Raw genomic sequence first — 12914 nt, 5'->3', positions numbered from 1 at the left:
GGGCTCGACGCTCGACGACGGGTGGACGCGCCGGTCTCGGGTCGGCGATCGAGCAGATCCGGTCCGGACGCGCTGACAGCGGGCCGCGCCAGCGGCAGGATCGTCCCGTGGCCGACGACGCGGGAGCCGAGGCGCCGGCGCACGTCCGCGCCGACCTGCTGCCCGGCCTGGTCGCGAGCACCGTCGGCTACACGAGCGAGGAGCCCGAGGAGCGGCTGCACCGCGGCGTCCCGTCACCCTGGCTGACGATCGTCCTCAGCCTCGACGAGCCCATCGCCTGGTCCGAGGACGCCGAAGGGCTGGGCACGTCGGCCGAGCGCCGCGAGGCCGTCGTGGTCTCACCGCTGCACACGCGGGCGGCGATGGTCCGGATGCCGCGGCGGCAGGCCGGGCTGCAGCTCGCCGTCCACCCGTTGCACGCACGACGGCTGCTCGGGGCGGGCCCGGTCGAGCTGGCCGGGCGCGGAGTGACGGGCCTCGACGTGCTGGGCCCGTCGATCGAGGCCCTGCGTCAGCGCCTCGCCGAGACGCCGACCTGGGCCGAGCGGTTCGCGCTGCTGCAGACCTACCTCCGCGACCGCCTGGACCGTGCGCCCCGCTCGTCCGGGACCCGCCCGGAGCTCGAGGAGGCGTGGCGCTGGCTGCTGTGCAGCGGCGGTCGGCGCCGGCTCGACGGGCTCGCGGGCCACGTCGCCCTCAGCCCCCGGCACCTGACCACGCTCTTCGCCCGTGAGGTCGGCCAGCCGCCCCAGCGAGTGGCCCGGCTGGTGCGGTTCGACGCCACGAGCCGTGCCCTGGCCGGCGTCGTGGCGGCCGGACGGCGTACAGACCTCGCCGCGCTGGCGGCCGCTCACGGCTACGCCGACCAGTCGCACCTCGGCCGCTAGTTCCGTGAGCACCTGGGCACGAACCCCACCGGCTGGCTGGCCGAGGAGCACCGGAACATCCAAGCCGGCGGCCGCCGCCACGGCGAGGCTTGAGCCATGACCGAGGAGACCCAGCCCGTCCGTCCGCCCAGCGTCTGGCCCGCCTTCCGCGCCCGGGACGCGGCCGCCCTGATCGACTTCCTGGTCGACGTGGTCGGCTTCCGGCGCACGGCGGTCTTCGCCGACGGGGACCTGGTGGCGCACGCCCAGCTCGACTGGCCCGAGGGCGGAGCGATCATGCTCGGCAGCCACCGCGACGACGACGGGCCGCAGCCGGGGACGGCCGCGCTCTACGTCGTGACCGACGACGTCGACACGGTGCACGCCCGGGTCAGCGCCGCGGCGGGCGTCCGGATCACCCGCCCGCTCAACGACCCCGGCTACGGCGGCCGCGAGTTCTCGATGCGCGACCCCGAGGGCAACCACTGGTCGTTCGGCAGCTACCGCGGGGAGCCGGCGCCACCTGCCTGACCGGCACCGTCGGTGACGGCCGCGTGACGGTGTTTAAAGGCCTGAGGTCAGACCATTGACGCCAGCGCTCGGACTCCGACAGGATCTCGCTCGCCCACCTGACGCGAGACGGAGCAGCGGATGACCAGTGAGAAGCAGGCCGACGCCGGGCTCGACGAGGCCATGGACGACGACGCCAGGGCGCTGGCCGAGCTCGGCTACACCCAGGAGCTCCACCGCGGGATGTCGGGGTTCTCGAACTTCGCCGTGTCGTTCTCGATCATCTCGATCCTGGCTGGCTGCATCACCTCGTACGGCATCGCGCTCCGCTCGGGCGGCCCGTCGACGCTGGTGCTCGGCTGGCTGATCGTCGGGGTCCTCGTACTCGCGGTCGCCGCGGCGATGGCCGAGGTCTGCTCGCGCTACCCGACCGCGGGCGGGCTGTACTTCTGGGCCGGGCGCCTGGCGAAGCGCAACCGACGTGAGTGGGCCTGGTTCACCGGGTGGTTCAACTTCCTCGGCGAGGTCGCGGTCACCGCGGCCATCGACTTCGGCTGCGCCACCACGTGGATGGCCTTCATGAACCTCGTCTGGGGCGTCGAGGCCACGCCGGGCCGCACGTTCCTGCTCTTCCTCGGGATCATCCTGGTCCACGCGCTGCTCAACGTCTTCGGCGTCAACCTGGTCAGCCTGCTGTCCAACGTCTCCGCCTGGTGGCACGTCGTCGGCGTCCTGGTCATCGTCGTGGCGCTGTGGGCGCTCCCGGAGAAGCACCAGTCGGTCTCGTGGACCCTCACCGGCTTCCACAACGAGACCGGCTGGAGCTTCCTGCCCTACGTCTTCCTCATGGGCCTGCTGATGGCGCAGTACACCTACACCGGCTACGACGCCTCCGCCCACGTCGCCGAGGAGACCAAGAACGCCTCCCGCGCCGCCCCGCGCGGCATCGTCACCAGCGTGCTGGTCTCGGTGATCGGCGGCTTCGTCCTGCTCTACTCGATCACCGCGGCGATCACCGACCGCAGCGAGGAGGGCCTCGCCAAGCTGTCGGAGTCGGCCACCGGGCTGCCGCCGGCGCAGATCTTCCTGGACTCCCTCGGCAGCCCCGGCGTGGCCAAGTTCCTGCTGTTCATCGTCTGCGTCGCCCAGTTCTTCTGCGGGATGGCCTCGGTCACCGCCAACTCGCGGATGTCGTACGCCTTCTCCCGCGACAACGCGCTGCCCGGCTCGCGGATCTGGGCCAAGGTCAACCCGCGCACCGGCACCCCGACGAACTCGATCTGGCTCTGCGTCACGCTCTCGGTGATCCTGGCCTCGCCCGCGCTGTTCAGCTCGACGGCGTACTTCGCGGTCACCTCGATCGCGGTGATCGGGCTCTACATCGCCTACGTGATCCCGGTGCTGCTGCGCCGCCTGAACCGCGACTTCACGCCCGGCCCGTGGAACCTCGGGCGCTTCAGCGGGCTGATCGGCTGGGTCGCCGTGGTCTGGGTCGTGATCATCTGCATCCTCTTCGTGCTGCCTCCGGTCGCGCCGGTCGACGTGAGCACGTTCAACTACGCGCCGGTCGCGGTGCTCGTGGTGCTGGCCTTCTCCCTCATCAGCTGGCAGGTCAGCGGCAAGAAGCGCTTCATGAACGGCCCGCCCGTCGCCGAGGCCGAGCCGCCCGCGGACAGCTCCAGCGGCACCGGCTCGGCACCGGGCACCAGGTGAGCGACCTGCTCGACCTGGGTCACGACCTCCTCGCCCCGTCCGGGGGCTCCGGTCGCCACGCCTTCGAGGGCTGCGTCGAGCGGCTGGCCACGGCGATCCGGCTCGGCGTCTACCCGTACGGGAGCACGCTGCCGCCCGAGCGCGAGCTCGCCGGCCTGCTCGGGGTGTCCCGGGCGACCGTGCGCGAGGCGATCGGCGCGCTGCGCGCCGCCGGCATGGTCCGGACCACGCGCGGTCGCGGCGGCGGGACCGTGGTCGACCTCGAGCCGCCCGTCCCCGGCAGCGAGCCCGCCGCCGCGGAGGCGCGACGGCCCGAGCTGCTCGACGCGCTGGTCTTCCGCCGCGTGGTGGAGCCCGGCGCCTGCTTCGTCGCGGCGTCGACGACGCTGACCACCGCCGACCTCGACGCGCTGCACGCCGCCCACGACGACGTGCGCACGGCGGCCGGTCCGGCGGAGCACCGCCAGGCCGACGCCCGGCTGCACCTGGTCCTGGCCACGCTGAGCCGCTCCGCCTCGCTGGTCGAGGCGGTGACGAAGGTCCAGGCCGCGGTGCACGAGATGCTGCTGTCCATCCCGGTCCTGGGCGTGAACATCGAGCACTCGAACGCCCAGCACGCGGCGATCGTCGGTGCGGTCGAGGCGGGCCGGCCCGAGCCGGCGCGCCGGGCGATGGAGGAGCACTGCGACGACACGGCCGCGCTGCTGCGAGGGTTGATCAGGTGAGGGGAACCGCATGACCACGTCCACCAGGCAGGCACCGAACGACCGCTACCTCAGCGTCGACGCGCTGCGGGCGGAGGTCGCGCGCGGCGACATCGACACCGTCGTCGTCGCGCTCACCGACATGCAGGGGCGGCTGCAGGGCAAGCGCATGCACGCCGCGTACTTCCTCGACCACGTCCTGGGCCAGGGCACCGAGGGCTGCAACTACCTCCTCGCCGTCGACGTCGACATGAACACCGTCGACGGCTACGCCCTCACCTCGTGGGAGTCCGGCTACGGCGACCTCGAGTTCGCGCTCGACCTCGCGACGCTGCGCCGGCTGCCGTACGAGCCGGGCGCCGCGATGGTGCAGTGCGACCTCGTCCAGCTCGACCACTCCCCCGTGCCGCAGTCGCCGCGCACGATGCTCACCACCCAGCTCGACCGCCTCGCCGAGCGCGGGCTGGTCGCCCTCGCCGGGACCGAGCTGGAGTTCATCGCGTTCCAGACCTCGTACGAGGACGCCTGGCGCTCCGGCTACCGCGACCTCGTGCCGGTCAACCAGTACAACGTCGACTACTCGATCCTCGGCGGCGGCCGGGCCGAGCCGCTGCTGCGCGAGATCCGCAACGCGATGTACGCCGCGGGCATGGACGTCGAGTCGGCGAAGGGCGAGTGCAACCTCGGCCAGCACGAGATCGGCTTCCTCTACGCCGACGCGCTGACCACGGCCGACAACCACGCGGTCTACAAGACCGCGGCCAAGCAGATCGCGGCCAACCACGGCCAGTCGCTGACCTTCATGGCCAAGTTCGACGAGCGCGAGGGCTCGTCGTGCCACGTGCACCTGTCGCTGCGCGGGGCGGACGGGTCGACGACCTTCTGGAGCGAGGGCGGCCGGACAAAGGAGTACGAGCACTTCATCGCGGGCCTGCTCGCGACGATGGCCGACTTCACGCTGCTCTACGCGCCCAACGTCAACTCCTACAAGCGCTTCGCCGCCGGCTCCTTCGCGCCGACGACGATCGCCTGGGGCGAGGACAACCGCACCTGCGCCGTACGCCTCGTGGGCCACGGGAAGAGCGCCCGGCTGGAGAACCGCGTCCCCGGCGGCGACGTGAACCCCTACCTGGCCATCGCGGCGATGATCGCGGGCGGGCTGCACGGGATCGACGAGCAGCTGGAGCTGCCGCCGGCGCTGGTCGGCAACGCCTACGACAGCGACCTCCCGAAGGTCCCGAGGACCCTGCGCGACGCCCGCGACGCGTGGAGCTCGTCGGCCGTGGCCCGCGCCTGCTTCGGCGACGCCGTCGTCGACCACTACACGCGGATGGCCGAGGTCGAGCTGACCGCGTTCGACGCCGCCGTGACCGACTGGGAGCTGCGCCGCAGCTTCGAACGCATGTGAGGAACGAGTCTGTGAGCACGCAGCAGGACCGCTGGGACGTCGTCGACCCCGCGACCGAGCAGGTCATCACCACCGTCGACCTGGCCAGCCTGGAGGAGACCGACGCGGCGATCGAGCGCGCCCACGCGGCGTTCCCCGCCTGGCGCGACGTCGCGCCGGGCGAGCGCGCCCGGCTGCTGCGCGCCTTCGCCCGGGTCGTCGAGGCGCACGTCGACGAGCTCGCCGAGCTCGAGATCAGCAACGCCGGGCACACGGTCGGCAACGCCCGGTGGGAGGCCGACCAGGTCGCGCGCGTCCTCGAGTACTACGCGGGGACCCCGGAGCGGCTGCTTGGGCGGCAGATCCCGGTGCCGGGCGGCGTGGACGTGACGTTCCACGAGCCGGTCGGCGTCGTCGGGATCATCGTCCCCTGGAACTTCCCCATGCTCATCGCCTCGTGGGGCTTCGCACCGGCGCTCGCCGCGGGCTGCACGGTCGTGCTCAAGCCCGCCGAGCTGACGCCGCTGTCCGCCGTGCGCCTCGGCGAGCTCGCCCGCGAGGCCGGGCTGCCCGAGGGCGTCTTCACCGTGCTGCCCGGACGGGGGCCGGTCGTCGGGGAGCGGTTCGTCACCCACCCGCTCGTGCGCAAGGTGACCTTCACCGGATCGACCAAGGTCGGCAAGCAGGTCCTCGCCGGCTGCGCGGAGCAGGTCAAGCGCTGCACGCTCGAGCTCGGCGGCAAGAGCGCCAACGTCGTCTTCGCCGACGCCGACGTGGCCGCCGCGGCGGCCGCGGCCCCGGGCGCGGTCTTCGACAACGCCGGGCAGGACTGCTGCGCGCGATCACGGATCCTCGTGCAGAACTCCGTGCGCGACGAGTTCCTCGAGCGCTTTCAGGCCGCGGTCGACGCCTTCCGCGTGGACGACCCACGCTTCGAGGACACCCAGATGGGCCCGCTGATCTCCGCCGGGCAGCGCTCGAGGGTGCAGGGCTACCTCGACGGCGTCGACGTCGCCTTCACCGGCTCGGCGCCCGACGGCGCCGGCTTCTGGGTGCCGCCGACGGTCGTGCTGGCCGAGTCGACCCAGCAGGCGGTCTGGCGCGAGGAGGTCTTCGGCCCGGTGGTCGCGGTGCTCGGCTTCGACGACGAGGCCGAGGCGGTCGCGCTGGCCAACGACAGCGACTACGGCCTGGCCGGCTCGATCTTCACCCGCGACCTCGGCCGCGCCCTCCGCGTGGCGCGCGGCGTCCAGGCCGGCAACCTCAGCGTCAACTCCAACTCGGCCGTCCGCTACTGGACGCCCTTCGGCGGGTTCAAGCAGTCCGGCCTCGGCCGCGAGCTCGGGCCCGAGGCGGCGGACGCCTTCACCGAGACCAAGAACGTCTTCTTCAGCCAGATCTAGTCGCAGAACAACCAGAGACAGGAACGAGCAGTGGTGGAACGAGAGGGTCGCGTCGAGGGCCGTACGGCGGTCGTCACCGGCGGGTGCTCCGGCATCGGACTGGCGTCGGCGCGGCGGCTGGCCGACGAGGGCGCGCACGTGGTCGTCGGTGACCTGGATACCGAGCGCGGCCCGGAGGTCGCCGCGGAGCTGGGCGGGCTGTTCGTCCGCACCGACGTGACGAGCCCGGCGGACGTCGACGCCCTGTTCGGCGCGGCCAGGGAGACGTACGGGTCGGTCGACATCGCCTTCAACAACGCGGGCATCTCCCCGCCCGACGACGACTCGATCCTCGTCACCGGCCTGGACGCCTGGCGCCGGGTGCAGGAGGTCAACCTGACCTCGGTCTACCTCTGCTGCAAGGCCGCGCTCGGCCACATGACCGAGCAGGGGCGCGGCTCGATCATCAACACCGCCTCGTTCGTCGCGGTGATGGGTGCGGCCACCTCGCAGATCTCCTACTCCGCCTCCAAGGGCGGCGTGCTGTCGATGAGCCGCGAGCTCGGCGTGGAGTTCGCCCGCCACGGCATCCGCGTCAACGCGCTCTGCCCGGGACCGGTGAACACCCCGCTGCTGCAGGAGCTCTTCGCCTCCGACCCCGAGCGCGCGGCGCGGCGGCTGGTCCACGTCCCGATGGGCCGCTTCGCCGAGCCGGAGGAGATCGCCAACGCCGTCCTGTGGCTCGCCTCCGACGAGTCGAGCTTCGTCACCGCGAGCACCTTCCTGGTCGACGGCGGCATCAGCGGGGCGTACGTCACGCCGCTCTGAGCGACCCCGCGCGGCTGCGCGCTCCCGCACCGCATGGCCTCGGGAGGGTGCGGGAGTGCGCAGCCGGGGTGATCCGACGTGGCGTCAACGGCTGATCGGGCGCTGGAAGCTCCGGACGTCGACGGGTCGGACGGGGCCGCTCCAGCCGGGCTGGCGGGCGCGCGTCGGCTCGAGGAGGACGAGCCCGGCGGCGAGCAGGACCATGGTCACCACGCCGCGCGGCCAGTAGACGTGGGAGTCGAGGAAGGACACCGACGCGGCGACGACGACGACCGCGCCGAGCCACGGGCGGCGGCCGGGGCGCCGCAGGAGCACGGTCACGGTGAGCAGGACGGCGACCAGGAAGGCGCTGCTGCCGACCCACCCGAGTTGGTTGCCGATCCGGAGCACCGGACGCAGGGCCGCGGTCGGGTCCGCCGCCTCACCCACGGGGGTCTGCGCCACCAGAACGCCCGCGGCCACGCCGTTCACCGCGTCGAGGGCGCCGTAGAAGGCCGCGTACACGAAGGCCGACCCGCGGGCGAGCCAGGCCAGGACGCCGTCGTCGCGCGCGAGCAGGACCCAGACGGCGACCGCGAGCAGCGGGAACACCGGCACCAGCGCGACGTGCACGACCAGCCAGTGGTGCGCAGTGGCTCGGGTGAGCTCCATCGGGTGGGTGACGCCGGCAGCCGCCAGGACGAGCGGCGGGACGGCCAGGACCGCCGTCCGCACCCATCCCGGCGCCCCTGACCGCTGCACCTCCGGCCGGTCCATGCGCCACATCGTGGCAGCGGACGGCAGCTGCGCGGGACCGCCCCTCCCGGGGTGTTGCTGCGCGGGCCGACCGGCGGGCGGCACTAGGTTCGTCGCGATGAGCGTGGGCAGCGGGTGAGGCGACCGCGGAACCGGTCGGCGGTGCTCCGCTACGTCGTCGTCGGACTGCTGACAGTCGGGGTCGAGTACGGGCTCCTGGTAGGCCTCGCGCAGAGCGGCGTCGGGGTGTACGTCGCGGCGACGACCGGCTTCTGGGTGTCGCTGCTCGTGAACTTCGCCGCCAACAAGCTGTGGACCTTCGGCTTCGTGCGGGCGACCGGCCACCACCTGGCGTTCTACGCGGCCCTGGTGCTGGTGAACTACGGCACCGGGCTCGGCCTCATCGCTGCTGCGCGCAGCCTCGGGCTGGGCTACCTCGTCGGCAAGCTGGCCGCGACCTGCCTGACCACCGTCTGGAACTACCTGCTCTACAAGCACGTCGTCTTCGTCGCCGAGGACCGTGCGTGGTTCGGCCGGGGCCCCCGGTCCGGACGGGTGCTCGCTGGCGAGGGGGACACATGAAGGTCGTCACCACCAAGACGCTCATCATCGGGGCGGGCCCGGCCGGGCTGGCCGCCGCGATGGAGCTGTCCCGTGCCGGCGAGGACTTCCTCGTCGTCGAGAAGCAGGACACCGTGGGCGGGCTCGCACGGACCTACACCTTCGTCGAGGACGACGGCAGCGTCTTCCACACCGACAACGGGCCGCACCGCTTCTTCTCCAAGAATCGCTACCTCTACGACTTCATCGAGGACCTGATCGACGAGCAGTGGATCGTCGTCGACCGCCAGACCCGGCAGCTGATCGACGGCAAGTTCTACGACTACCCCGTCAACCCCGCCCAGGCGCTGCGCAACCTCGGCCCGGCCCGCTCTGTGCGGATCCTCGTGGACTACGTCCGGGCCAAGATCACGTACGGCCTGCTGCGGCGTCCGCTCACCACCTTCGACGACTACGTGGTGGCGAACTTCGGCCGGACCCTCGGCGAGTTCAACATGATCAACTACACCGAGAAGATCTGGGGCATCCCGGCGCGCACCATCCACCCCGACTGGGCCGGACAGCGCATCAAGGGGCTCAGCCTGACCTCGCTGGTGCGGGAGGCTCTCGGCCGGACGTTCCGCCGACGTGGCGCGGCAGCGGGGGGCACGCCCAAGTCGCTGGTCGACCGCTTCTACTACCCCGAGCTCGGGACCGGTCTGATCTACGACACCATCGTCGAGCGCATCCGGGCCAGGGGCCACGAGGTGCTGCTGAGCACCGAGCCGCTCGTGGTGCGCCATGACGGGTCGAGGGTCACGGAGGTCGTGCTGCAGACGCCCGATGGGCCGGTGCTCGTGCGTCCGGAGAACCTCGTCGAGTCGGTCCCGCTGCAGGACTTCGTCCGGCTGCTCGAGCCGGAAGCGCCTCAGGCTGTGCGGACGGCGAACGACCGGCTGACCTACCGCAGCCAGGTCTACCTATTCCTGACCCTCGACAAGCCCTCGGTCACCACCGACCAGTGGATCTACTTCCCCAGCCGGGAGACGCCCATCGCCCGGGTCAGCGAGATGCGCAACTTCAGCGCGCGCCTCTCGCCGGAGGGCAAGACCTCGCTGTTCATCGAGTTCTTCTGCACCGAGGGCGACGAGCTCTGGGAGACGGACGAGGACGCGCTGCTCGAGCTGACGCTCTCCCACTTCGAGGGCCTCGGCCTGCTCGAGCGCCACGAGGTGCGCCGGCACCACCTCTTGCGGCAGCGGAACGTCTACCCCGTCTACGACCTCGACTACACCGGGCGCCTCGAGGTGGTGAAGGGCTGGCTCGACTCCCTGACGAACCTGCACTACATCGGCCGGCCGGGGCGCTTCCGCTACAACAACCAGGACCACTCCCTGGAGATGGGCATCCTCACGGCCAAGAGCATCGTCGAAGGCCGGCGGTACGACATCGAGAAGGTCGGCTCGGAGAGCGAGTACTTCGAGGCGGGCAACCTCCACGCGAAGGAGGCGGGCCGCGCGACCTCGGCCGGCGCCGGTCGCGGCGTCTAGTCCGGTGCCACCTGCACGGATGGCGCGAGGACCGTCCTCACCGGCGACAGCAGCTCAGCCTGAGGCCGGCCCTGAGGCGCACGGGCCCGCAGACCTCGCCCGGCGGCGGGGCGAGGGCCGCTTCGCCCTCGTGGGCACGCTCGTCTTCGCCGCCGCCGGTGCCCTCCTGCTGCACGCGCACGAGCCGTGGCGCGACGAGCTGCAGGCGTGGCTGATCGCGCGGTCCAGCGGGTCTCCCGTCCAGCTGTGGGACAACGCGCGCTACGAGGGCCACCCGCTCCTGTGGCACCTCCTCCTCTTCTTCGCCGGCCTCGTCTCAGGCGGCCCGGCGACCATGCAGGTCGTCCACCTGCTCGTCGGAGCGGTCATGGTCCACCTGCTCCTGCGCTTCGCGCCCCTGCGCAGGCGCCACCGGCTCGGGCTGGGGCTGGGCTACCTGATGCTGTACGAGTACACCGTCATCAGCCGGAACTACAGCCTCGGCGTGCTCGCCGCCTTCGGCTTCTGCGTGCTGTGGCGCACCCGCACCCGCAGCTGCCTGCCGCTGGCCGCGGTCCTGCTCCTCATGGCCCAGACCAACCCCATGGCGGTGCTGCTCGTCCCGTCCCTCGCCCTGCTGCTCGCGGCGGACCTGCTGCTCCACCACCGCTCGACCCTCCGGCTCCCCGTCGTCGTCAGCGGGGCCGTCGTGGTCGGCCTCGGCCTGCTCATGGCCTGGCTCCAGCTGCGCACCCCGCCGGATTGGCTGTTCCCCTCCGGCACGCCAGCACCCTTCTCGACCCTGCTCACCGTCGTGTGGCGCAGCTTCGTGCCGGTGCCACGTCTCGGCGTGGTCGGCTTCTGGAACAGCAACGTCCTGAGCGGGCACGACGCGGTCATGACGGTGCTGTCCGCCACGCTGCTGCTGGCCGCGGTCGTCGTACTTCGCCGCACGCCGTTGGTGGCGCTCAGCTACGTGCTGGCGACAGCCACGCTGCTCGCCTTCTTCAAGGTCGAGTACTTCGGCAACGTCCGGCACCAGGGCTACGTGCTCCTCGTCTTCCTCGTCCACCTCTGGCTGTCGAGGAGCACGCCGACCGGCCGGCCGGCGCCGCGCGCGACCCGGGTGCTGACCGCGGTGCTGCTCGACGTCGTCGTCGTCGGCCAGCTCGCCGGCGTCGCGGTCGCCGGCTACCAGGACGTGCGCCACCCCTTCTCGAACGCCCGCGCGGCCGCTCGGATGATCATCGGTGCCGGGTTGGGGAACCGCCCGGTCGTCGCCGACTCCGACGCGGCGACGTCGGCGGTGGCCGCCTACCTCGACCACCCCGTCTACTACGTCAAGCAGGAGCGCTGGGGCACCTTCGCGGTCTGGGACCAGCGCCGCACGCGCCGGCCGAGCCAGCCCGAGGTCCTCGAGGCCGCGTCGCGGCTGGGCAGGGACAGCGGGGGCGAGGTCGTCCTGCTCCTCTCCTACCCGCTCGACGCGAGCACGCTGGCGAGCGCTCCGCACCTCGTCGAGGTCGGAGCCACAGACCGGTCCACGGTCGTCGCGAGCGAGCGCGATTACCACGTGTACGTCCTGCGCCCGTCCTGAGGCGTCACCGCGGGCACGACACACCGTGCGTGGCGGCGTCGCTGGAGCAGCGCGACGCCCCGAGGTCGCTAGGTTGGCCGGATGTCGACGACCTCCAGGTCAGCAGCACCGACCGGACCGCCGCGACGCGTCCTCGTCACCGGCGGAGGTGGCTTCATCGGCTCGCACCTCGTCCGTCGGCTGCTGGAGCTCGGGCACGAGGTGAGCTGCGTCGACGACTTCAGCTCCGGGGCGTACGCCAACGTGGCCGGGCTGCGCGACCACCCGCGCTTCAGCCTGCTGACCCAGGACGTGGTCGACCCCCTGCACGTCGAGGTCGACGAGATCTACCACCTCGCCGGCCCGGCCTCACCGGTGGCCTACCAGCGTGACCCGGTGCGGACCACCCGGACCATCGTCCTCGGGTCTCTCGCGATGCTCGAGCTGGCGCGACGCACCGGGGCGAAGGTCCTGCTGGCCTCGACCTCGGAGGTGTACGGCGACCCCGCGGTCCACCCCCAGCACGAGGACTACTGGGGCAACGTCAACCCGGTCGGCCCACGGGCCTGCTACGACGAGGGCAAGCGCTGCGCGGAGAGCCTCTTCACCGACCACCGGCGCGCGTACGGCACCCGCACGAAGGTGGTCCGGATCTTCAACACTTACGGCCCGCGGATGCGCGCCGACGACGGCCGCGTCGTGTCGAGCTTCGTGGTCCAGGCCCTGACCGGGCGAGCCGTGACGGTGTTCGGCGACGGCAGCCAGACGCGCTCGTTCTGCTTCGTCGACGACCTCGTGGAGGGTCTGGTGCTGATGATGCAGGCCGACGACGACGTGGCCGGGCCTGTCAACCTGGGCAACCCGGTCGAGCTGACGGTCACCGAGCTGGCGGACCGGGTGGCGGACCTCGTGGGCCACCCCGTCCGGATCGAGCACCGACCGCTCCCGACCGACGACCCCTGCCGGCGCCGACCCGACATCGGCCGGGCCCGGGAGCTGCTCGACTGGTCGCCGAGCGTCGACCTCGACGTCGGCCTCAAGGCCACGATCGGCCATTTCCGTGAGGTCCTCGAGCTCGAGGACTGAGGCGGCAGCGCGTCCGGCCCGCGCGACCGGTTCCTGAGGATCGACCGAGAGTTCCATG

12 protein-coding genes are annotated in these 12914 nt (G+C 72.1%); 11 read left to right on the top strand and 1 reads right to left on the bottom strand.

Translation table 11 applies throughout. The annotated features are described in order from the left end of the window. The first annotated feature begins 107 nt into the window (after positions 1-107). The 7 genes from BLU42_RS17555 to BLU42_RS17525 all read left to right on the top strand — a co-directional run bounded on the left by BLU42_RS17555 (position 108) and on the right by BLU42_RS17525 (position 7390). Positions 108-887 carry a helix-turn-helix domain-containing protein gene (locus tag BLU42_RS17555; RefSeq protein ID WP_091077421.1) on the top strand — a complete coding sequence of 260 codons (780 nt, stop codon included), beginning with the start codon at positions 108-110 and terminating at the stop codon, positions 885-887. Positions 888-983: 96 nt separating this feature from the next. Beyond that, positions 984-1397, top strand: a complete 414-nt coding sequence (locus BLU42_RS17550) for a VOC family protein (protein WP_091077417.1) — start codon at positions 984-986, stop codon at positions 1395-1397. A 120-nt stretch (positions 1398-1517) separates the two neighbouring features. Then, the gene (locus tag BLU42_RS17545) at positions 1518-3089 is read left to right on the top strand and encodes an amino acid permease (RefSeq protein WP_091077412.1); all 1572 of its coding nucleotides are present in this window, start codon (positions 1518-1520) and stop codon (positions 3087-3089) included. Next, positions 3086-3814 (top strand): FadR/GntR family transcriptional regulator, encoded by a 729-nt coding sequence (locus tag BLU42_RS17540; protein ID WP_091077409.1) that lies wholly within the window; start codon positions 3086-3088, stop codon positions 3812-3814. The genes BLU42_RS17545 and BLU42_RS17540 overlap by 4 nt, the downstream gene beginning before the upstream one ends. Positions 3815-3824: 10 nt before the next feature. After that, positions 3825-5201 carry a glutamine synthetase family protein gene (locus BLU42_RS17535; RefSeq protein WP_091077405.1) on the top strand — a complete coding sequence of 459 codons (1377 nt, stop codon included), beginning with the start codon at positions 3825-3827 and terminating at the stop codon, positions 5199-5201. An 11-nt stretch (positions 5202-5212) separates the two neighbouring features. Next, positions 5213-6583, top strand: coding sequence for an aldehyde dehydrogenase family protein (locus tag BLU42_RS17530; RefSeq protein ID WP_091077401.1), 1371 nt, complete (start codon positions 5213-5215; stop codon positions 6581-6583). A 30-nt stretch (positions 6584-6613) separates the two neighbouring features. After that, positions 6614-7390, top strand: coding sequence for a 3-oxoacyl-ACP reductase (locus BLU42_RS17525; RefSeq protein ID WP_172825820.1), 777 nt, complete (start codon positions 6614-6616; stop codon positions 7388-7390). An 84-nt stretch (positions 7391-7474) separates the two neighbouring features. On the opposite strand, the gene BLU42_RS17520 is transcribed toward BLU42_RS17525, so the two are convergent. After that, positions 7475-8146, bottom strand: coding sequence for a hypothetical protein (locus BLU42_RS17520; protein WP_197680495.1), 672 nt, complete (start codon positions 8144-8146; stop codon positions 7475-7477). A gap of 114 nt (positions 8147-8260) precedes the next feature. Here BLU42_RS17520 and BLU42_RS17515 point away from each other — a divergent pair, with 114 nt between their 5' ends. From BLU42_RS17515 to BLU42_RS17500, 4 genes are all read left to right on the top strand, one after another. Further along, positions 8261-8707 carry a GtrA family protein gene (locus tag BLU42_RS17515; RefSeq protein ID WP_091077394.1) on the top strand — a complete coding sequence of 149 codons (447 nt, stop codon included), beginning with the start codon at positions 8261-8263 and terminating at the stop codon, positions 8705-8707. Beyond that, on the top strand, positions 8704-10215 hold the full coding sequence (locus BLU42_RS17510) for an FAD-dependent oxidoreductase (protein ID WP_091077390.1): 1512 nt from the start codon (positions 8704-8706) through the stop codon (positions 10213-10215). Before BLU42_RS17515 ends, BLU42_RS17510 begins: the two co-directional genes overlap by 4 nt. Positions 10216-10345: 130 nt before the next feature. Beyond that, on the top strand, positions 10346-11791 hold the full coding sequence (locus BLU42_RS17505) for a hypothetical protein (protein WP_091077387.1): 1446 nt from the start codon (positions 10346-10348) through the stop codon (positions 11789-11791). A gap of 81 nt (positions 11792-11872) precedes the next feature. Then, on the top strand, positions 11873-12856 hold the full coding sequence (locus tag BLU42_RS17500; RefSeq protein WP_091077383.1) for a UDP-glucuronic acid decarboxylase family protein: 984 nt from the start codon (positions 11873-11875) through the stop codon (positions 12854-12856). Positions 12857-12914: the final 58 nt, after the last annotated feature.

The organism is Microlunatus sagamiharensis (assembly GCF_900105785.1).
In the GTDB taxonomy this organism is placed as follows: domain Bacteria; phylum Actinomycetota; class Actinomycetes; order Propionibacteriales; family Propionibacteriaceae; genus Microlunatus; species Microlunatus sagamiharensis.
Note: the sequence above shows the minus strand (reverse complement) of the source record. Positions and strands in the feature narration are given on the sequence as shown.

What these genes read in the sequence shown, in the direction of transcription:
- BLU42_RS17550 (WP_091077417.1), top strand. Translation starts at nt 984, where the DNA reads ATGACCGAGGAGACCCAGCCCGTCCGTCCGCCCAGCGTCTGGCCCGCC.
- BLU42_RS17545 (WP_091077412.1), top strand. Translation starts at nt 1,518, where the DNA reads ATGACCAGTGAGAAGCAGGCCGACGCCGGGCTCGACGAGGCCATGGAC.
- BLU42_RS17535 (WP_091077405.1), top strand. Translation starts at nt 3,825, where the DNA reads ATGACCACGTCCACCAGGCAGGCACCGAACGACCGCTACCTCAGCGTC.
- BLU42_RS17520 (WP_197680495.1), bottom strand. Translation starts at nt 8,146, where the DNA reads ATGGACCGGCCGGAGGTGCAGCGGTCAGGGGCGCCGGGATGGGTGCGG.
- BLU42_RS17510 (WP_091077390.1), top strand. Translation starts at nt 8,704, where the DNA reads ATGAAGGTCGTCACCACCAAGACGCTCATCATCGGGGCGGGCCCGGCC.
- BLU42_RS17500 (WP_091077383.1), top strand. Translation starts at nt 11,873, where the DNA reads ATGTCGACGACCTCCAGGTCAGCAGCACCGACCGGACCGCCGCGACGC.